The 19,650-nt window shown below is 50.2% G+C and carries 14 protein-coding genes; 12 read left to right on the top strand and 2 right to left on the bottom strand.

Translation table 11 applies throughout. From position 1 onward, the window contains the following. Positions 1 to 456 precede the first annotated feature (456 nt). Entirely contained in the window at positions 457 to 786 is a 330-nt protein-coding gene (locus tag C5S61_RS24240) for a C39 family peptidase (protein ID WP_205701475.1), read from the top strand. 68 nt (positions 787 to 854) lie between these two features. Further along, the gene (locus tag C5S61_RS24235) at positions 855 to 1,172 is read left to right on the top strand and encodes a hypothetical protein (protein WP_110519773.1); all 318 of its coding nucleotides are present in this window, start codon (positions 855 to 857) and stop codon (positions 1,170 to 1,172) included. Between the two features lie 476 nt (positions 1,173 to 1,648). Here C5S61_RS24235 and hflX read toward each other — a convergent pair whose 3' ends face one another. Further along, positions 1,649 to 2,983: a GTPase HflX gene (hflX, locus tag C5S61_RS24230; protein ID WP_110519771.1), complete on the bottom strand. Its 1,335-nt coding sequence runs from the start codon at positions 2,981 to 2,983 to the stop codon at positions 1,649 to 1,651. Positions 2,984 to 3,207: 224 nt separating this feature from the next. Between hflX and C5S61_RS24225 the strand changes: the two genes are divergently transcribed. Next, positions 3,208 to 5,283 carry a molybdopterin oxidoreductase family protein gene (locus C5S61_RS24225; protein WP_110519769.1) on the top strand — a complete coding sequence of 692 codons (2,076 nt, stop codon included), beginning with the start codon at positions 3,208 to 3,210 and terminating at the stop codon, positions 5,281 to 5,283. 128 nt (positions 5,284 to 5,411) lie between these two features. On the opposite strand, the gene C5S61_RS24220 is transcribed toward C5S61_RS24225, so the two are convergent. After that, entirely contained in the window at positions 5,412 to 6,023 is a 612-nt protein-coding gene (locus tag C5S61_RS24220) for an RNA polymerase sigma factor (RefSeq protein WP_110519767.1), read from the bottom strand. A gap of 103 nt (positions 6,024 to 6,126) precedes the next feature. Between C5S61_RS24220 and C5S61_RS24215 the strand changes: the two genes are divergently transcribed. The 9 genes from C5S61_RS24215 (at position 6,127) to C5S61_RS24175 (ending at position 19,291) form a co-directional block, all read left to right on the top strand. Continuing rightward, on the top strand, positions 6,127 to 9,279 hold the full coding sequence (locus C5S61_RS24215) for an AfsR/SARP family transcriptional regulator (protein WP_110519765.1): 3,153 nt from the start codon (positions 6,127 to 6,129) through the stop codon (positions 9,277 to 9,279). 17 nt (positions 9,280 to 9,296) lie between these two features. After that, complete coding sequence (locus C5S61_RS24210; RefSeq protein ID WP_110519763.1) at positions 9,297 to 9,890, top strand: hypothetical protein; 594 nt, start codon at positions 9,297 to 9,299, stop codon at positions 9,888 to 9,890. Between the two features lies 1 nt (position 9,891). Further along, positions 9,892 to 10,680, top strand: a complete 789-nt coding sequence (locus tag C5S61_RS24205; protein WP_164689761.1) for an SAM-dependent methyltransferase — start codon at positions 9,892 to 9,894, stop codon at positions 10,678 to 10,680. A gap of 351 nt (positions 10,681 to 11,031) precedes the next feature. Further along, the gene (malQ, locus tag C5S61_RS24200) at positions 11,032 to 12,591 is read left to right on the top strand and encodes a 4-alpha-glucanotransferase (protein WP_110519759.1); all 1,560 of its coding nucleotides are present in this window, start codon (positions 11,032 to 11,034) and stop codon (positions 12,589 to 12,591) included. Then, on the top strand, positions 12,588 to 12,947 hold the full coding sequence (locus C5S61_RS24195; protein ID WP_110519757.1) for a hypothetical protein: 360 nt from the start codon (positions 12,588 to 12,590) through the stop codon (positions 12,945 to 12,947). Before malQ ends, C5S61_RS24195 begins: the two co-directional genes overlap by 4 nt. 18 nt (positions 12,948 to 12,965) lie before the next feature. After that, a complete protein-coding gene (locus tag C5S61_RS24190) occupies positions 12,966 to 13,916 on the top strand; it encodes an NHL repeat-containing protein (protein ID WP_110519755.1) in 951 nt (316 codons plus the stop codon). Beyond that, positions 13,913 to 15,478 carry a PP2C family protein-serine/threonine phosphatase gene (locus C5S61_RS24185; RefSeq protein WP_110519753.1) on the top strand — a complete coding sequence of 522 codons (1,566 nt, stop codon included), beginning with the start codon at positions 13,913 to 13,915 and terminating at the stop codon, positions 15,476 to 15,478. Before C5S61_RS24190 ends, C5S61_RS24185 begins: the two co-directional genes overlap by 4 nt. A gap of 541 nt (positions 15,479 to 16,019) precedes the next feature. Continuing rightward, positions 16,020 to 17,297, top strand: a complete 1,278-nt coding sequence (locus C5S61_RS24180; RefSeq protein ID WP_164689760.1) for an N-acetylmuramoyl-L-alanine amidase — start codon at positions 16,020 to 16,022, stop codon at positions 17,295 to 17,297. A 92-nt stretch (positions 17,298 to 17,389) separates the two neighbouring features. Continuing rightward, positions 17,390 to 19,291: a WD40 repeat domain-containing protein gene (locus C5S61_RS24175; RefSeq protein ID WP_110519749.1), complete on the top strand. Its 1,902-nt coding sequence runs from the start codon at positions 17,390 to 17,392 to the stop codon at positions 19,289 to 19,291. Positions 19,292 to 19,650 lie beyond the last annotated feature (359 nt).

Genomic DNA, 19,650 nt, shown 5'->3' with positions numbered 1-19,650 from the left:
GATCAGGGGTCGGGGGCTGGGGATCGGACTTTTAACGCAGAGGCGCAGAGCAACCGAAGGATGAGGGATGAGGGATGAAGGCAAAAATCAAAAGTCAGAAGTCAAAAAATGAGGAGCCAAAATTTAACGTAGCGGCGCAGAGAGTATGATGCTATAGGCTATTGGCTTTGGGCTTTGGGTGAGTAGGCAAATAATCAAAATAATCTGTGCCAATCTGTGGCTAAAAACTCATCCTTCGCGATCTTCGCGTTCTTTGTGGTTTCGTCCTTCGTGTTTCTTCGTGCTCTTCGTGGTTTCGGCTCCTTTGTGCGCTTCGTTGCTTAGCCAAATCTATTGACAACCCCAATTGCAAAATGCTATAGTCGCGGTGATTGATAGAGAAACTTTCACCTTCCTCCCGCTTAATCCTCATTCAATCTCGATCGTTTAATCCCTCTCACCACAGGAGTAGGCTGTATGACTGCCAATATTGCCAGTGGCAATGCTGGCGAGTTTATGGCAATTCTCACTGGTAACGATTCATCACATATTGATGTCGAAGATGTTGATTTTGCTGATCTAAAAAGTCGCTTGGATAATGGCGATGCGATTACCGCAGGAACTCCCGATTCGCTAACCAATAAACCAGCAGGTGTCCACGCCGACCATGCTTATGTGGTTAAAAGCATTGATCCAACTAATAAAACCGTTACCTTATACAATCCTTGGGGCTACGATCACCCAACAGTTACCTTCGATGAATTTAAAGCCAATTATGAGCAAGTTTCGATTAACGAAAAGGACTAAAGCTCATGCGGAATATGTATCAACTATGGATGCTTGTAAGCATCTTAATCATATTAGGAGCATGTGGTATGAACAGCACTCCTACTCCCATTAGTAACCCTGCACCAGTTGAATACCCACAAACCAAGCCCGATAGCCTGATCTTGCCCTATGGTGTGCCGCATGTCCAATTTGCCCAACATTGGGTGCGCATCGAAAGTTACGATCGCACGAGCGAGATGATGATGGTCGAGATTCGCCCAGATCGTGATACACCTGGCGTTGAACAGGCACTCAAAGTCGGCGATAGCTTGCTGATCAATAATCAACGCTATCAAGTTTTGGCGCTGCAAGCTCCTCAAAATGGCCTTGGCTGGATCGAAATTGATTCACAGCCGCAGCCATAATTGATCCACAACATTAATATTCATGCCCTCACATCCTAGCCCCCGCTAAACGCGCTATCTTGGTTGAGGGATGAAATCAGAAGGCAAAAGTCAAAAGGCAAAAATCAATGGACTAGGGGTCAGGGATCAGGGGCTGGGGATCAGGCGATGGGCTTTGGACTATGAAGAACATCATCATACAAATCTGTGTAATCTGTGGCTAAAAATACGTATTCGTGCAATTCGTGGCTAAACTATTAACGCAGAGGCGCGGAGTTGCAAAAGGATGAAGGATGAGGGATGAAATCAGAAGGCAAAAGGCAAAAACCAATAGCCCATAGCCTCAATACTGGGTAATCTGTGCAATCTGTGGCTAAAATAAAGGATGAAGGCCTAAAACCAATAGCCCAAAGCCCCTAGCCTATAGCCTTCGTGCGCGAATCAAAAAGCTGCGTTCGATCGACCAGCAATCAAACGCAGCTCTGGGCAAAATGAAATTATTTCAGGCGATATTGCTCGTAGCGATGGGCAAATTGGCGTGGCACTGCACCCTTGAGCGTCGTGCCTTCTTCGCCAAATTCTTCACTTTCGATCATGCCGCGTTCGTGCCAAAGCGCCACAAGCTCGTTGGCTTTGTAGGGAATCATGACCTCGAATTTGACCATGCGCTCCATCAGCATTTGCTCAATTGCCGCTTGCAAGCGATCAATGCCGATGTTTTGTTGAGCCGAAATCGCGACCCAACGGTCGATTGGCAAGCCCAACTCGGTGATCATGCGCACAATTTCAGTGTCGCTTGGCACATCGATTTTGTCGATTTTGTTGAACACCGTCAGAATTGGCTTGTCTTGGACTTTTAGCTCGCTGAGCGTATCGATTACGGTTTTGAATTGTTCTTCAACATTGGCATGCGTCAAATCCAAAACGTGCAACAACACATCGGCTTCGGCGATTTCTTCCAAGGTGGCGCGAAACGCCGCGACCAAGGCGGTTGGCAAGCGTTGAATAAAACCGACGGTATCGGTCATCAAGACAGCGCGGCCACCAGGCAAGGCAACCTTGCGTGTGGTTGGATCGAGCGTGGCAAACAACATATCAGCGGCCAAGACATCTGCTTGGGCCAAGCGATTGAGCAAGGTCGATTTGCCAGCGTTGGTATAGCCAACGACTGAAATGATGGGCAAGCCCGATTCTTGGCGATTTTGGCGATACAGCTCGCGGTGACGATGCACATCGGCTAATTGCTCTTTTAACAGCGCAATGCGTTTGCCAATAATCCGTTGGTCACTTTCGAGCTGAGTTTCACCAGGCCCACGCAAACCAACCCCGACCCCCGAACCGCCGCCACCGCCGCCAGATTGGCGCTCAAGGTGCGTCCAAGCGCGGCGCAAACGGGGCAGCAAATAATCATATTGAGCAAGCTCAACCTGCAAACTGCCTTCGCGGGTGCGCGCATGTTGAGCAAAAATATCCAAAATCAAGGTCGTGCGATCGATGACCTTTACCTTGATTGCTTCTTCAAGATTACGGGCTTGCGACGGCGAAAGCTCCTCGTCGAAAATCACCACATCATAGGGCGTTTCCGAACGCAAATCAGCAACTTCGCGCACTTTGCCTGGCCCGATATAGGTTTTGGGATTAGGATGATCAAGCTTTTGCGAAACCGTGCCGACCACATCGAGGCCTGCGGTATCGGCCAGCAAGGCCAATTCATCGAGTGAATCGTCGATGTGCCAGGCTTCGCGGTTATTATAAACATCGCCTCCAACTAAGAGGGCGCGTTCCTTGGGTTTGGCGGTAACATGCATTTTTTCGCGTACGGTATTACTCATACAACTCCTTAAAATTTTCCTGCCCACAGCGTAATTAACTGCAAAAACGATAACATTATTCTTTTACCATAACTTGATCATTTGGGTTCCGCCTTTCACCAAGGATGCGCTGTGGTTGCTCTTTGCTGATACTGTAGCATAATTTTGGCCATGGCTCATCCCTCGCACGACTGATTTTGCTATGCGATAATGGCATTAATTGTGTGACGCAAGGAGGCGTAGCGATGACTGAACAGATCCATTATCGAACCTGCCCACTCTGCGAGGCGATGTGTGGCTTGGCGATTACGGTGGCCGATGGCGCAGTTAAGCAGATTCGCGGCGATCAGGCTGATCCGCTCAGTCGCGGCCATATCTGCCCCAAAGGCAGTGCGCTCGGCGATATTCACCACGACCCTGATCGCTTGCGCCAGCCGTTGCAACGTCGGGCCGATGGTTGGCATGCAATCGGTTGGAACGAAGCCTTTGATTATGCAGCCAGCCAATTAAAGCAACTGCAAGCACGTTATGGCCCCGATAGCATCGCGATTTATCAGGGCAATCCTTCGGTGCACAATCTTGGTACAGCCTTGGGCGCTGGGGCATTTGTACGCAGTCTGCGCACCAAACATCGCTTTTCGGCTAGCTCAGTTGATCAATTGCCCCATCAATTGGTGGTTTATCACATGTACGGCCATCAACTGATGCTGCCCATTCCTGATCTCGATCGAACCCAGTTTTTATTAATGTTCGGGGCGAATCCGGCGGTTTCGAATGGCAGCATTATGAGCGCTCCCGACATCAAACGCCGTTTGAAGGCGATTCAGCAGCGCGGCGGCCAAATTGTCGTCTTTGATCCACGTCAAACTGAAACTGCCCAACTGGCCGATCAACATTATTTTATTCAGCCCGGCAGCGATGGCTTAGTTTTGGCAGCGCTGATTCACACGATTCTCAAAGAAGGTTGGGCTAATCCTGCGCGCTTAGCTGGTTTTGCCCATGGCCTTGATGAACTGGAACCATTATTCGAACGCTTTAGCCCTGATGCCGTCGCTGCCGTTTCAGGAGTCGCCGCGAGCACAATTGTGCAACTGGCCCATGATTTTGCCCACGCCAGCAGCGCCGTCTGCTATGGCCGAATTGGGGTTTCGGTGCAGCAGTTTGGCACGCTGAGCCAATGGTTGATTCAGCTACTCAACATCATCACTGGCAACTTGGATCGCGAGGGCGGCTCGATGTTTACCACGCCTGCCTTCGATACCTTGCCGCTTGGCAGCAAAGGCAACGTTGGCCGCTGGCATACCCGCGTGCGCAACTTGCCAGAATTTGCTGGCGAATTGCCCTCGGCGGCAATGGCCGAAGAAATGTTGACCCCGGGCGAAGGCCAAATTCGCGGCTTAATCACCTCGGCGGGCAATCCAGTGCTTTCAACGCCTAACGGTAAGCAACTTGATCGGGCCTTGGCTGGGCTTGAGTTTATGCTATCGATTGATTTTTATTTGAATGAAACGACGCGCCATGCGCACTTAATTTTGCCGCCAAGCTCGCCATTGGAACACGATCATTATGATGTGATGTTTCATAATTTGGCAATTCGCAACACCGCCAAATACAGCCCCGCCCTTTTTGAAATCGATGAGCATGCGCGCCACGATTGGCAAATTTTTGGCGAATTGACCCAACGCATGAGCGAAAAAGAGAGCCGCATCTTTCCACCAAAAGCGATGCTTGAGCGTGGATTGCGCTCAGGGCCATATGCGATTCAGCTTAGCGAGTTGGCCCAGCACCCGCATGGCATCGACCTTGGGCCATTGCAACCACGGCTCCCAGAGCGCTTATTTACCGACGATAAACAGATTCAGCTCATTCCGCCAGTGATTGCCAATGATTTGGAACGGCTGGCTGAGTTGTTGCAGCAAGCGCCAAGCAAGCAACTGCGCTTGATCAGTCGGCGGCAACTGCGCAGCAACAATTCATGGATGCACAATAGTCAACGCTTGGTCAAGGGCGATGATCGTTGTACCTTGCAAATGCACCCAGACGATGCAGAACAACGCCACTTGCAGCATGGCCAAACGGTTAAGATCACCTCACACGTTGGCAGCATTGAAGCAGGCTTAGAAATTAATCAAGCCATGATGCCTGGTGTGGTCAGTTTGCCGCATGGTTGGGGCCACCGCTACCCCGATACGAAATTGCAGATCGCTCAAGCCCACCCTGGCAGCAGCATCAACGACCTAACCGATGACCAAGCGATCGATCCCATCAGTGGCAACGCTGCATTAAATGGCATCGTCGTCGAGGTTGAGGCCAGCGCGTAGGGTTAACGAAACCACGAAGAGCACGAAGGACACGAAGCTTGATTCCTACAAAACTTTGCGTCCTTCGCGTTCTTCGCGGTTAAATTTCATCCCTCATCCCTCATCCCTCATCCCTCATCCCTCATCCTTCATCCTTCGACCGTGGTTGGGCGTAATTGGGGTTGGAGCATATCGCGGGCTTGCTGCAAGCGCTTATAGACATTGGCCAATGAAATTCCTTGGTGTTGAGCAATCGCATCGCACGACATATCGTTGTAGAACCACAATGAAAATGTGCTGTTGAGGCGCGGCGACAATGCTTGCAACGCTTGATTGATCGTTTCGTAGACTTCGCGTTTGAGTAAGGCAGTTTCTGGCGAGGGCGTGGCGCTCTGTGGCATACTTTCATCATTGGCCAACAGGCTATCGAGCGGTTGCAAGCGCTTGAGTTCGCGTTGCTGCTGGCGATGAATATCAATACACAGATTATAGGCCATGCGCATCAGCCAAGCCTTGGCATTGGTAATTTTATGGGCATGGCGCGGCAACGATTCCCACACTTTGAGCACCAAACGGCTCAATGCTTCATCTGCATCGTGGGCATTGCCATGCATCCAAACCAAACATTGATGCGAAAGTTCAGCTTGATACAAACTATACAACTCCCAAATTGCAGCCTGTTCGCCGCGACAAATTTGTTCGACGAGTTGTATGGCTACTGCTTCGCTGGGTTGGTTTTGATTGCGAACTTCGCTGTTCATAGCGCATCCTTCACTAGCTATTGAATATCCGTTAGCAGGTCTGCTACAATTCAAAGCATAGCAACCCAGCGTTTCAAAATCGTTTTATGGGAGATGTAGCTCCGTGAATGTCACGCCTCAGCCTGATGATTCGGCTCAATCGGTGCCAAGTTTACGGATTCACGTTTTTGGTGGTTTGCGGATCTTTATCGACGATCAACGGATTAGCGATCTGGCAACCCGCAAAGTCGAAGCGCTCCTAACTTACCTTGTGGTCAATCCCTATCCCCACGAACGCGAAGTATTGGCCCAATTGCTGTGGGATGATTTATCGGCGGAGCGCACTGCTGGCAATCTGCGCCTAACGCTCAATCAATTACGCAAAGCACTCAATCCATTTATTGAGGTAACGCGGCATACGATTGGCTTGCAGCCGCAAGCAAATTATTGGCTTGACCTGCACTATTGCGCCAAAATTTATGCAAACCCAACCAGCACAACTGAGGATTTGGCCAGCGCAATCGAGCACTATCAGGGCGATTTCTTAAACGGTTTTTATTTGCGCGATGCAGAGGGCTTTGGCACTTGGCAGCTTCAGCAAGCAGAATATTGGCGACAACAAACCTTCGTTGCACTGCGCCGCCTCATCGAACGCTATAGCCTAGTCAGCAACTACAACGAGGCCATTCGATGGCTCCAACGCTTGGTCACGCTCGATGAGTGCGATGAGGTTGCGCAACGTCAGTTGATGGTGTTGTTGATGCGCACCGGCCAGCGCCATACAGCATTACGTCAATATCGCTTGCTCGAACAAGTGCTAGAGCGCGAATATGGATTAACACCCGAGCCAGCTAGCCAAGCCTTGCAACGCCAAATTTTGGCCACGCCTGCCCAACGCCCACAGCGCCTGATTCGCGCAACTCCGCTGTTGTATGGCCGCCAAACCGAGCTAGAGCGCCTAACGCATTGGCTTGCCGCCGAACAGCATCAACTTCTGACGATTATGGGCGCTGGTGGCAGTGGCAAAACTCAGCTAGCCCTGACCTTTGGCTGGAAGGTGGTCAATGAATATATCGGGCCATCGAGCAATGGCGTTTTTTATTGTTCGTTGGTCAGCCCAGACCAACAGCCCCAACTTTTAGAAGCCGAACCTGTGCTCTTGACGTTGATCCAAACGCTCAGCCTCGCACCGCCACGCAATAGCGATTTCGTTGAGCATATCATTCGCCAAATCCAAAACCAAGAATTGCTAATCATCATCGATAATGGCGAATTGCTGGCCACTAGCGCGCGCTTGGCCTTGAGTAGCCTGCTTCAGCAAATTCCCCAATTGCGCTTGATCGTCGGTTCGCGCGAGCGCATGCGGTTGCAAAACGAATATGTGTTGGAATTAGCGGGCTTGGCCTATCCCGAGATCGAGCTTGATGCAGCGTATTCGCCCTTGCTCGCTGAACAATTCCAGCATTTTGCGGCGCTTGATCTGTTTATGAATTGCTTGCAACGCCAAGGTAAATCGGCCAATTTAGCCGATTATGCGCCCGCCGAGCGCCAAGCAATTGGCCAAATTTGCCAAATGGTGCATGGCTTGCCGCTAGCAATCGAATTAATCGCCCCATGGATGACGATTCGCAGTGGCAACGAAATTGTGCAGGCATTGAGCCAAGATATGCAGCTTTTTCATAGCGATGTGGTTGATATTCCAACCCGCCACCGCAGTATTCAAGCAGTCTTTGATTATTCGTGGCAATTGCTTGATCAGCATGAACAGGCCTGTTTAGCCCGCTTGGCGGTGTTTCCCAGCAGCTTCGATGCTCAAGCAGCCGCAGCGATTGCAGCAGTCGATCTGCCAGTTTTGGCCAATTTCCATGCCAAATCGCTGTTAATGCTTGAGGTACAGCAGCAGCAAACTCGCTATGCGTTGCACCCGTTGCTGCATCAATTTGCCCAATCCAAGCTCCAACAAACCATACTCGACCAACACAGCCTCTATCAACGTCATGCCAGCTATTTTGGCCAATTGAGCCAGCAGCAAGAGCCGTTGATTCATGGCAATGCCAGCCAACAAGCCTTGTTTGTGTTAGAGCAAGAACTGGATAATCTGCGCGCTGGTTGGCTGTGGGCAGTCCAAACCAAGCAAATTCAGATTCTTGGCGCTTATTGTATTGCGTTGCATGATTTTTTTGCGATTCGCAATCGCGAAATTGAAGGCAAACAGCTTTTTGAGCCAGCTGCTGCATTAATAGAAAATATATCTGAGCAAGCATTGCATAATCAGGCAATAGGATTAATTATCGTCCGAATTGTTGCTTGCTATGCTGAATTTCAGTATATTCTAGGTGAATTAGCCCGCTCTGAGCAATTATTGCAACAATGTATCGATCTGCTTGAACGAATGCAGCTGCAAAATGCCAACGAATTATTATTTATTTACAAGCAACTCGGCGTAATTACCCAGCGACGCGGCGAATACACCCGCGCCTTAGATTTATTGCAACGCTGTTTAGCCCAAGCAGAAGCAATCAACGACCAGCTTAAAATGAGCGATACATGGTTATCGATTGGCGCAGTACGCTTGGCGCAAGGCAATTGGCTCGCCGCCGAACAAGCCTTTTTGACCTGTAGCGAACAGTATCAAACCCAAAAGCATGGCTGGGGGTTATGCCATAGCCAGCGGTTTTTAGGGGTTGTGGCCTTGGCCCAAGCCAAGTATGATCAGGCAGAACACTATTTTGCAGCCAGCCTCGATTTGGCCTATCAACTCAAAACGCCGCTTGGCGAAGCATTAATTCGCGATCAAATGGGCATGTTGTCGCTACGCCGCGAGGAATATCAGCAAAGCGCTGGCTATTTGCACAAAGCGTTTGCAATCTTCCAAGAGTTAGGCGTTGAGGCCATGATTGGGCGGGCTGCCTTGCACATCGCCCAACTTGAATTGGCTCAACGCCAGTTGCAGCACGTTCAGCCGTGGTTGGCCCGCGCCATTGCAATCGCCCAACAACGCCAAGAAATTCCCTTGTTATTAGAATGTTATGCGACAGTGCTTCAGCTTTGGCAGGAGGTTTGCGCAGGCCAGCCAAGCCATTGGCTCGAACTTTGGCACAGCTTATTGCAGCATCCAGCCTGTAGCGCCGAAACCAAAAACTTGCTTAATCGTTTACAGCTACAGCATCATGCTGTCAGTCACAACAGCCACATCACAGCCGAACTGTCAGGAATTGAAGGCTACATCGCGCTTTGCTTAACCGACATTGAGCAAAGCCAAAAACTTGCGGTTTAGATAGGAGGAACAGATTCATGGATATGGTCGATTTCGTCCAAACCCTCGTCGATGATCCCAGCCGCCTTGCCTCATTCAAGCACGATCCTCAAGCGTTTTTACAGCAAGCAGGCCTCGGTCAAACCTTACCCAAACAAGATCCGGTGCAAGAAATTACGACTGTGATGACCTTGCGTAGTCTTGGCCAAATCGCGCCAGAAACCCGGACCTATACCAATATCGATGTTACCGTTTCATCGTATATGAATGTCTTTATTGAAGCTCTCGATAAAAGCCAAGATTATACGGTTACCTGCTGGCTGCTCAATCATAGCTATATGATCGAAGATCCTAGCGGAAATCCCTATTTTGATTTACATGTTTGTTATGTCGACCCCAATGATCCTGATGACATTCCACAAGTTTTCTATATTCGCAGCAAAGAGCAACTCGAAAATCCAAGCTACAATTGTGCCAATATTCCAATTCAATTAACCATTCCAGCCAATAATTATATTTTGGTTGGTCGAACCCGTCCGGTGCACACTCAATTAACCAATTTTGTCTATCATCGCCAAAAAGATGATCAGCCACCATTATTTGAAATTGGCTTTGACGAGCAGCCGCAATAAGATGCCAAATACAAGCAAACAAGGCTCATTGACGCTGGTCGGCACTGGCATCACGATGATCGCCCATTTAACCAATGAGGCTCACGCATGGATTAGCAAAGCCGATCAGACCTTTTATTTGGTCATGCACCCGCTGGCCGATGAATGGATTCACAAACTGAATCCGCATGCTGAATCGTTGGCCCATTTTTACCAAGCAGATCAGCAGCGCGAACAAGTTTATCAAGCTATGGTCGCGCATATTTGGGCAGCGGTTGCTGCAGGAAAGCGCGTGTGTGTCGCGTTTTATGGCCATCCAAGCGTGTTTGTGACTCCAACCAGCGATTTAGTACAGCGCGGACAGCGTGAAGGAGTGCGGGTTAATCTGCTACCAGGCATTTCCGCCGAGGCCTGTCTATTTGCTGATTTGGCGATCGATCCCGGCTTGCATGGCTATCAAAGCTACGAGGCCAGCGATTTTTTGCTGCGGCCACGGCGTTTTGATCCAACGACACCGTTGGTTTTATGGCAAATTGGAGTAATTGGCTATTTCAAGGTTGTGCATGCAGGGCTTGATCCACGAGCTGGGCTAGCCCGCTTGGTGGCTCATTTACAAAGCTTCTATCCTGAACAGCACGAAGTAACAATCTATCAAGCAGCGATTTTGCCAATCGAAGAGCCAACAATTCGCCATGTGAAGCTTAACGATTTGGCAGAGCAGCAGGTTTCGGCCTATGCAACCTTGTATGTACCAGCCTTTGGCGAGGCTCAATTCGACCAAGCATTGGCCCGCGAGTTCGGTTTGTTGTAGGGGCGTTGGGCTATTGGCGTTGGGCTATTGGCGTTGGGCTATTGGCTATTGGGTTTAGGATTATTAATGAGGAGCATGCCCTCACCCCCAGCCCCTCTCCCACTGCACGCGGGCGAGGGGCGCATTGATGGTGTGGTTCCCCCTCGCCTCGCGGGCGGGAGAGGGGCTGGGGGTGAGGGGATCAAAATGTGGTTAACGTGATATACCATAGCCAATAGCCATCAGCATTTTTTGCCTTTTGCCTTCTGCCTTTTGACAGCCTTCATCCTTCCCTCATCCTTCTCTATGCTATCATACCAAGGACATATTTTAGAACTTGCTTGATACTCACCGATAGTTGGAGGTAGTTCGATGACATTCGAACGAGCTGCAGGGATTCTTCTGCATCCCACGTCGTTGCATGGTCGTTATGGAATTGGCGACCTTGGCAGCGAAGCCTATCAATTTGTTGATTGGCTGCAAGCCGCTGGCGCACGGCTCTGGCAAATTTTGCCGCTTGGGCCAACGGGCTATGGCGATTCGCCGTATCAATGTTTTTCGGCCTTTGCTGGCAACCATATGTTGATTAGCCCCGATTATTTGGCGCGCATCAACTTGCTAGCCGAATGGGATTTGGCCCAATTAACCAATTTGCCCAGCGAAAGCGTCGATTTTGGCGCGGTGATTCCAGCCAAATTGCAGCTACTGCGCACGGCTTTTGAAAATTTCAAGGCCCAAGCAGAAGATCGTGGATTCAACGATTTTTGTGCTGCTGAACAAGCCTGGCTTGACGATTATGCCTTATTCATGGCCTGCAAAGCTGCTCATGCTGGCGCTTCGTGGACAACCTGGGATAGCGCGATTGCCTTGCATGAGCCTGAGGCTGTGGCTGAATGGAGCCAAAAACTCGCCGACGACGTGCAGTTTCATAAGTTTTTGCAATGGGCCTTCTTCAATCAATGGGACGATCTGAAGCGTTATGCCAACGACCGCGACATCAAGATTGTTGGCGATATTCCAATTTTTGTGGCTCACGATAGCGCCGATGTTTGGGGCAATCGCAGCCTGTTCTTATTACACCCCGATGGCAATCCGGTTGATATTGCTGGCGTTCCACCAGATTATTTCTCGGCCACTGGCCAACGCTGGGGCAACCCGCTCTATCGTTGGGATGTGATGGCGCAAGATGGTTATCAATGGTGGCAACAACGGATTAGCGCCAGTTTGCGCACCGTCGATATTGTGCGCATCGATCACTTCCGTGGCTTTGCTGGCTATTGGGCCGTACCGGGCACTGAAGAAACGGCGGTCAATGGCGAATGGCGACGTGGCCCAGGCGCTGATTTCTTCCAAGCAATTGCCCACGCGTTTGGCAGCTTGCCGTTAATTGCCGAAGATTTGGGCATGATCACGCCCGATGTCTATCAATTACGCGACCAATTTGCCTTGCCTGGCATGCGGATTTTGCAATTTGCCTTTACCTCAGGCGCGTTCCAATCGAACTTCTTGCCGCATACCTACGTGCAAAATACCGTTGCCTACACTGGCTCGCACGATAACGATACGTCGCGTGGCTGGTACAATAGTGCAGGCCCAGAAGAACAGCATCGCGCTCGCAGCTATTTGTATTGTGGCGAAGAAGCAATTGTTTGGACGATGATTCGCACCCTATATGCCTCGGTTGCAGACACGGTGATTATCCCAATGCAAGATGCGCTTGATCTTGGCACTGAAGCCCGCATGAATCGGCCAGGGGTAACTGGCGGTAACTGGGCATGGCGAATCAAGCCCGACCAGCTATCCTACGATTTAGCCCATTCGCTGTATGGATTGGCTGAAGTGTATGGGCGCTTGGCACAACCTGCGCTTAGCAAAGAGCTTGATCCCAACGCTCCGCCGTATTTTGACCTACAAGAAACTAGCGAACTATGAGATTTGATCGTTCTTGGATTCCGGCAATCTTGGCAGTTGTAGGCCTGTTTGTGATTCGCAACCAGGTTTGGACGATGCCCAATCTGGCGCGCGTAGGCTTGGTTTTTGTGGGCTGTGGCTTTTTGCTCTGGGTTGCTTGGCAAATCTGGCAGAATCGCCAACGCTCAACGCGCTTTAGCAATAGCTCACAGGTTCAATACTGGCGTGGCCAGCGGATTGAGATCAATCCAACCCAAAGCCGCAACAGCAGCTTGCGCCTTGAGCCGCAAACAATTGCCATTATTGCCCTCTATGGCCTAACTGGATTAACCGGCATTCTCGGCGCGGTACTCAAACTTGGCCGTTTTGGGCTATAAAACCTTGCTGGAGCACGCATGCGCCGTTGTCTTTCATTCTTGCTTGTGGGGTTGTTGGCTGGCTGTAGTCAGCAACCCCAACACTTGCTGCGACCAAATGGGGTTGCGGTTGTCGACGATCAGCAATTATATGTGACTGATCGGGGCAATTATCGCATTGCCCAGCTTGAATCCAATGGCCAAATTGCGGCCAGCATTGGCGTTTTTGGGGTTGGTCCAAGCAACATTCATTCAGGCTGGGATCTTGGGCGCGATAGCCAAGGCACGCTGTACATTGGCAATTTTATCTACAACGATGAAGCGACGTTGGTGCACGACGGCGTGCGTAGCTTCGAGCCTGATGGCAGTTTTGGCCGCGAGTTTGGCGGCAACGATTATGATCCAGCGCTGGATGAGCCAACCAACGAGCCATATGGCGTGACGGTTGATAGTGCCGACCGAATTTGGGTGGCCAATTACAAAGCGAATCGCGTCGTCGTTTATCAGCGCGATGGCCGCCAACTGGCCGAGTTTTTTGGCGAGTTTGGCAATGGCAACGAAGAATTTAGCGGCCTCAGCGATTTAGTCGTTGATCGCGAACGCAAGCACGTGTATGTTGTCGATTCGTTTAATGGCCGCATTCAAGAATTCTCGCTGCACGAGGATGGCGATACAATCTCGTTGCAATTTTTGCGGGTGATTGGCCGCTATGGCAGTAACCTTGGCGAGTTTGCCTACCCGCTGAATATTGCGCTCGATCAAGCAACTGGCGATATTTATGTTGGCGATATGGGCAACCAACGGATTCAGCGCTTGACCCACGATGGCCAGCCAATCGCTGCTTTTGCCCCCGAGATTGCCCGTTGGCAAGTTTTTGGCTTGGCGTTTCACAATAATCAGATTTATGCCGCCGATGCCTACAACAACACGATCTGGCGCTTCAACGCCGATGGCAGCAATCCACAACGACTATTGGGGAGCGAGCAATGAAATTGCGTATTCCGCTGATTATCAAGGTTTTATTGCCACTCCAATTAATTATTATTGCGACGTTGGTCTTTGCTGGCCTGAGCTTTTATCGCGAAACCAACCAACGCTGGCAGCGCGAAATGGATACGCGTTTGGCGCGGGTGGTCGAATTAATTGCCCGCGAACTTGATCCGGCGTTGTTGAACCAAATTAATACACCAGCCGATTTATACACCGAAGAATATACAACCCTGCAAAAGCAATTGGCCCAAGCCCAAACTGCGGCGAATGTGGGCTTTATTGGCATTTTGCGCCGCGATATTAAAGAACATCGCTTGTACTATTGGGTTGATGTTGATAACACTGGCATCAATTATCCCTTCTTTTACGATACGCCTGAGCATTGGGCCGCCTTTGAAGATCGCCAACGCCACGCCGTGCGCTACGCCGATGAATTTGGCTCGTACTATGGCTTGGTTGCGCCGATTGTCGTCAACGATGCTCAAGGCCAGCCGTATGTGATTGCGATTGTCGAGGCTTCGCTTTCGGTCGAGGCGCGCGACCTTACTCAGCAATCGTTGATCAACCAATTGTTGCCCTTGATTATTGGTGGCAGCGTGGTGGCGATTGCTTGTGCTTGGTTGGCAACGGTGGTGGTGGTCAATCGGCCCCTTCAGCGCTTAAAACAAGGCGCGTTGCAACTTGCCGATGGCCATCTCGGCCATACCTTGCCCAACGATCAACGGGTGGCTGATGAATTGACCGAGCTGACCCAGACGTTTAATCTGATGTCGCAACGAATTGCCGAACTCTACACCGAGCAAAGCGAACACGAACGCTTGCAGCGCGAGCTAGAAATTGCGCGCAATGTGCAGCAAGCATTATTGCCCAAGCGCTTGCCAAGCGTCGCAGGCCTCGAAGTTGCCGCAATTTGTCTGCCCCAACGCGAAACTTCTGGCGATTTCTATGGGGTTATCGCGCAAGGCAATAGCACGCTCGATTTGATGATTGGCGACGTTTCAGGCAAGAGTGTGCCTGCAGCACTGGTGATGGTGGCGACCTACAGTACCCTACGCGCCTTGGCTGGAACCCAAGCAACTCCGGCAACAATTCTTGATCAAACCAATACCAGTTTGGTGCAAAATATTCCGCGCAGCATGTTTGCAGCGGTCAGCTATGCCCGCATCGATGCGCTTGATCGCACGCTAGTTTGGGCCAATGCAGGCCAAGTCTATCCATTTTTAATTCACAACCAACGCAACCAGCCAGAATTTCCCGAATATTTGACTGGACGTGGTCAATCGCTACCGTTGGGCATTACGCCCTTGATTCAATACGAAGATAGCCCGATTCAGTGCCACCAAGGCGATATGCTGTTGTTCTTTACTGATGGCATTGTCGAGGCCATGAATGGCGAGGCTGAAATGTATGGCTTTGAGCGCTTGGAAGATTTGGTACGCTCGCTGCCAGCAGATATTCATGCCCAAGCCTTGCTTGATGCTGTGCTCAACGATGTGCAACGCTTTGCCGACCACACCGAGCAACACGATGATATTACGATGCTGGCGTTGAAGTTCGTTTAATGTTTTAACCACGAAGGGGGATGAGGCTATAGGCTATGGGCTATAAGCTGTAGACTATGGGCTTCTGCTTTTGTTTTCGCCACAGATTGGCACAGATTTTTAGGATTATGTTCTCTGCTCTCTATTCTCTGTTCTGATTTTTGACTTTTGACTTTTGACTTTACTTCATCCCTCATCCCTCATCCCTCATCCTTCGGTTGCTCTGCGCCTCTGCGTTTAAGAATGCGATCCACGAAGCACACGAAGGACACGAAGCACAAATTTTTTCGCCACAGATTGGCACAGATTGATGTGATTATTGTTCTGCTAGCCCAAAGCCCATAGCCGATAGCCCATAGCCCTCGTTCTCTGCGCTGCTGCGTTAAGTTTTTCGCCACGAATTGATCGAACGATCATAGCCAAAAGCCTATCGCCAATAGCCTAATCCTCTATGTTCTATGCTCTATGCTCTATGTTCTTGCTCATTTTGTAGTACATTAACATTGAGAATATTAGAGGCGGTAGTAATGATGCCATGTTTAGCATCATGCAAGGAGCTTGTATGCAATTTGATACCTCGTATCTCAACAAAACCCCCAACAAAACCGCGCGTAACACCACGAGTTTCAAGCCCGAATTTGTCGTTTTGCACGAAACTGCTGGCTATGGCTCGCTGGAATGGAATTTACGCCCAGAAGTTCGCTCAAGTTATAACTATTTGATTGCCCGCGATGGCAAAACCTACCACTATGTTAACGAAAAAGCCTATGTTGCATGGCATGCTGGCGTGCGCAGTTGGGCACGTGGCTATAGTGGCGGCGAAATCAATGTGCATGCAATTGGGGTCGAAGTCGAGGGTCCAAACGATGGCACGCCGATCACCACGGCTCAAACCAAATCCTTAGTTGAATTAATTCGCTATTTTCGTGATACCTATACGATTCCGATTAGCCGTGATTATTTTTTCGCCCATAGCACGGTTGCGCCTGGCTACAAAGATGATCCCCGTGGTTATAGCGTTGAATATACCTTGAAATTATTGGATGAAAGTAGCCCCAGCACTGGCCCACGGCCCAACACGCTCGGCGCGCAACTGCGCAACGAAGTATATAAATTGGCCAAAGGCGAATATCGACCGGATTGGGTTTTTCACCAATATGCCTTCAAACACAAGCTCGGCTCGCCAATTCGGGTTGGCATGGATTTTAGCGTCAAAGGCATTCGCTACACAGGCGAGGTTTATGGCCGCGATGTGATTATTAGCCCCTACAATCAATGGGATATTGTGCTACGCGCCAACGAATTGACCGACCAAGATGTCTACAATGCATTAATGCAATATACCTATGGCGCGTTGGGCGTGGATTATCGACCAGATCAAGCCTTTTATCAATTTATTAGCCAGATTCCGCGCAAAGCGGTTGGTGTGCCCTTGAGCAATAGCAATCGCTTGCAAGCCAGTGATGGAGCGGCCTACGCTGCCCAAATTTTCTCGCTTGACACACTTTACACGCCCATTGCAACCAGTGGCGCAACCAATTGGTCGGTCGTGAAGCAACTGAGTGCCATTGTGGCAGTCCAAAATACATCGGCTGTGGATGCAGCACTGCGCGAAATTATAAGCCGCGCCATGTACACCCGCATCAACAGCGCCTTCGATGCCAAATTGCCTTTTATCAAAAAAGCCATCGAAGCCAAATTGGGCGCGCCATTGTCGAGCCAACGCCGTTGGAGCTATCGCAATAACGAGTATCTGTATGTGGTGTATGCTGGCGATACACTGTTTGCGCTGGCCAACAAACCAGCTGAAGTTCGGCTCTTGAGCGAACAAGCAGATTAGTCTCAGCAGGCTATAAGCCAACTATCAGCAGCGTATGATGTATCCTAATAGCTCCTTCTTAGATGATAGACCTATCTATCTAAGGAGGAGTTATGTTGAAGCATCCAGTCCAGCGGATCGGATTCGGTCTTTTAATTATCGTGCTCAGTGCCTGCCAAAGTGCACCTGCAAGCCAACCAAGCCCCAGCCTGCCGCCAGTTGCGACCAGCACCGAGGCCAATACCAGCGTGCAAGGTTTAGTACCGCAAGCCTCGGCCACAATTGCCCAAGTTGCCAGCCCAACGCTTGCGCCAACCGAACAAGCTACGTCGGAGCCAACTGAAGCCAGCGTTGCAACCGCCACCAGCGCGCCAACCCAACCAACTGAGCCAAATATGGCCCAAGTTCAAACCAATAATCAATTGCCCGCCTTGCTGCAAGCGCCAACTGAATCACTACAACAGATTAATCCGAATAGCCATGGCTTATTGGCGGTTCCAGTCAGCTTGCCAGCCCGCAGCAGCCAATTAATTAACGAAAGCTCGTTGACCCAAGTTGAGCTATTGCAAACCATTGGTTTGGGCCAGCTCAAAAGCGGCGATTTTGCGCCAAACAATCAATTTATGGCGGTAGTAACCTCGAAAGGCTTTGGGGTATACGAATTGCCAAGCTTACAACAACGCTATTTTCTAGCCACAGCCAGCGATATGAGCGCGATTCGGGTCACTGCCGACAATGCCACAATTGAAGCATTAATTGAAATCAGCAGCGATCCGGCCTTAGCTGGCTCGTGGTCAATCGAACGCTACAACGCCGTAACTGGCGAATTTATTGATCGGCAGCCAACCAGCGATACCATCCATACCTGGATCACGCAACCAACCAATTACGATCAGCCCAACCCGCGCATTATCAGCCCCGATGGCCTGCTTGAGGCGCGCTTTGCGATTGCCGAAGGCATGCCAAGCGATAGCGATGTGACACTGATTCGGCTCGCCGATCAGCAACCAATTTATAGTGGCAAAAGCAGCTATAACCTACGATTTAGCGCCGATAGCAGCCAAGTCTTGCTGTTCGATGATCAAGCCTTGACGCTGGTTAAGCTGAGCGATGGTCAAAGCCAAACCCTTAGTTTTCCCGTCTATCATCGAGCACAATTTAGCCCCAATAGCCAACTTTTGGCGCTTGCCCAAGGACTACGGATTCTCAACCTCGAACAAACCAGCATCGCCTACGAAATACCCCAACCAGTATCCTATCGCACGCTAACCCAGCCAGATTTTAGCAGCGATAGCAGCCAGATTAACCTTGGTATCAGCCAATGGAATTTAAGCGATCTGAGCCAAGGTTGGCAGCAACAATTGCATGGCATCGATGATGTTGGCTATACGCTCATGGCGACCGATGCTGATCAGCAATTGGTTGTTGAAGCTGTTAGCATTAGCGGCCTTGAACTGCATGTTGCGCAGGCAGGCCAACCGCTCTATAGCCGCCCGCTTGATCCTGGCTATTTGGTTGATCTGGCGCTCGTGCCCAATCAAAATCGCTTGCTACTGTTAAGCGAGCAAGGCCAACTGAGCGTGCTTGAGCTAACAACGGGCACAACCCTGCAAAGCGTGAATCTCAATCAAGCAGCCTTGGGCTTGGCAGTTAGCCCTGATGGTCAGTCGCTGGCGGTCGCCATGAAAGCGCAAACGCCCGCAGAGAATTGCATTCTGCTGGTAAATCTCGCTGATCTTCAAGTGAGCCAAAGCATCCAATGCCATAGCAGTAGTCAAGCGCTTAATTATGCCCAACTCGATCCAGCAATTCAATTTAGCCCCGACGGCCACTTATTGCTGGTGCAATCGAGCTTGAGCAATGATCTGCAAATCGAGCCAAGCATTATCATTTATCGCGTTAGCGACGGTCAAGCCTTGTTCAGCTCACAGAATGCCCTAATTGCGCCCGACCAACGCCTGATTGTGAGCATCGATCGTGGGCAGTTGCAATTGTGGGGCATTCGCGAGGAATAGAACATAGAACATAGAACATAGAACATAGAACATAGAACATAAAGTCAGAAATCAGAAGTCAACAGCCCTTTCGTGGATCAATTTTTTAACGCAGAGGCGCAGAGTTATGAAAGGATGAAGGATGAGGCATGAGGGATGAAGAACAGAGACCATAGAGCATAAAAGGCAGAAGCCAATAGCTGTATTGGTACATTGGATTGACAATCGCGTTCCCTCACCCCCCAGCCCCCTCCTTTCAAGGGTAGGTAGTTAACACCGGTGACCATGGTTCAGGATAAAAACGTCCAACGGGAAGTGGCTGGTGGGTCATGAGGTGGGTGATGATCAGCAAGAGGCCACGCCGGAAACAGCTGAGCATG

Source organism: Herpetosiphon llansteffanensis, assembly GCF_003205875.1.
GTDB classification, from domain to species: domain Bacteria; phylum Chloroflexota; class Chloroflexia; order Chloroflexales; family Herpetosiphonaceae; genus Herpetosiphon; species Herpetosiphon llansteffanensis.
This window is presented reverse-complemented; position numbering and strand designations above follow the sequence as displayed.

Coding starts and splice junctions, on each gene's coding strand:
- C5S61_RS24240 (WP_205701475.1), top strand. CDS start 457: ATGACTGCCAATATTGCCAGTGGCAATGCTGGCGAGTTTATGGCAATT.
- C5S61_RS24235 (WP_110519773.1), top strand. CDS start 855: ATGAACAGCACTCCTACTCCCATTAGTAACCCTGCACCAGTTGAATAC.
- hflX (WP_110519771.1), bottom strand. CDS start 2,983: ATGAGTAATACCGTACGCGAAAAAATGCATGTTACCGCCAAACCCAAG.
- C5S61_RS24225 (WP_110519769.1), top strand. CDS start 3,208: ATGACTGAACAGATCCATTATCGAACCTGCCCACTCTGCGAGGCGATG.
- C5S61_RS24220 (WP_110519767.1), bottom strand. CDS start 6,023: ATGAACAGCGAAGTTCGCAATCAAAACCAACCCAGCGAAGCAGTAGCC.
- C5S61_RS24210 (WP_110519763.1), top strand. CDS start 9,297: ATGGATATGGTCGATTTCGTCCAAACCCTCGTCGATGATCCCAGCCGC.
- C5S61_RS24205 (WP_164689761.1), top strand. CDS start 9,892: ATGCCAAATACAAGCAAACAAGGCTCATTGACGCTGGTCGGCACTGGC.
- malQ (WP_110519759.1), top strand. CDS start 11,032: ATGACATTCGAACGAGCTGCAGGGATTCTTCTGCATCCCACGTCGTTG.
- C5S61_RS24195 (WP_110519757.1), top strand. CDS start 12,588: ATGAGATTTGATCGTTCTTGGATTCCGGCAATCTTGGCAGTTGTAGGC.
- C5S61_RS24190 (WP_110519755.1), top strand. CDS start 12,966: ATGCGCCGTTGTCTTTCATTCTTGCTTGTGGGGTTGTTGGCTGGCTGT.
- C5S61_RS24185 (WP_110519753.1), top strand. CDS start 13,913: ATGAAATTGCGTATTCCGCTGATTATCAAGGTTTTATTGCCACTCCAA.
- C5S61_RS24180 (WP_164689760.1), top strand. CDS start 16,020: ATGCAATTTGATACCTCGTATCTCAACAAAACCCCCAACAAAACCGCG.
- C5S61_RS24175 (WP_110519749.1), top strand. CDS start 17,390: ATGTTGAAGCATCCAGTCCAGCGGATCGGATTCGGTCTTTTAATTATC.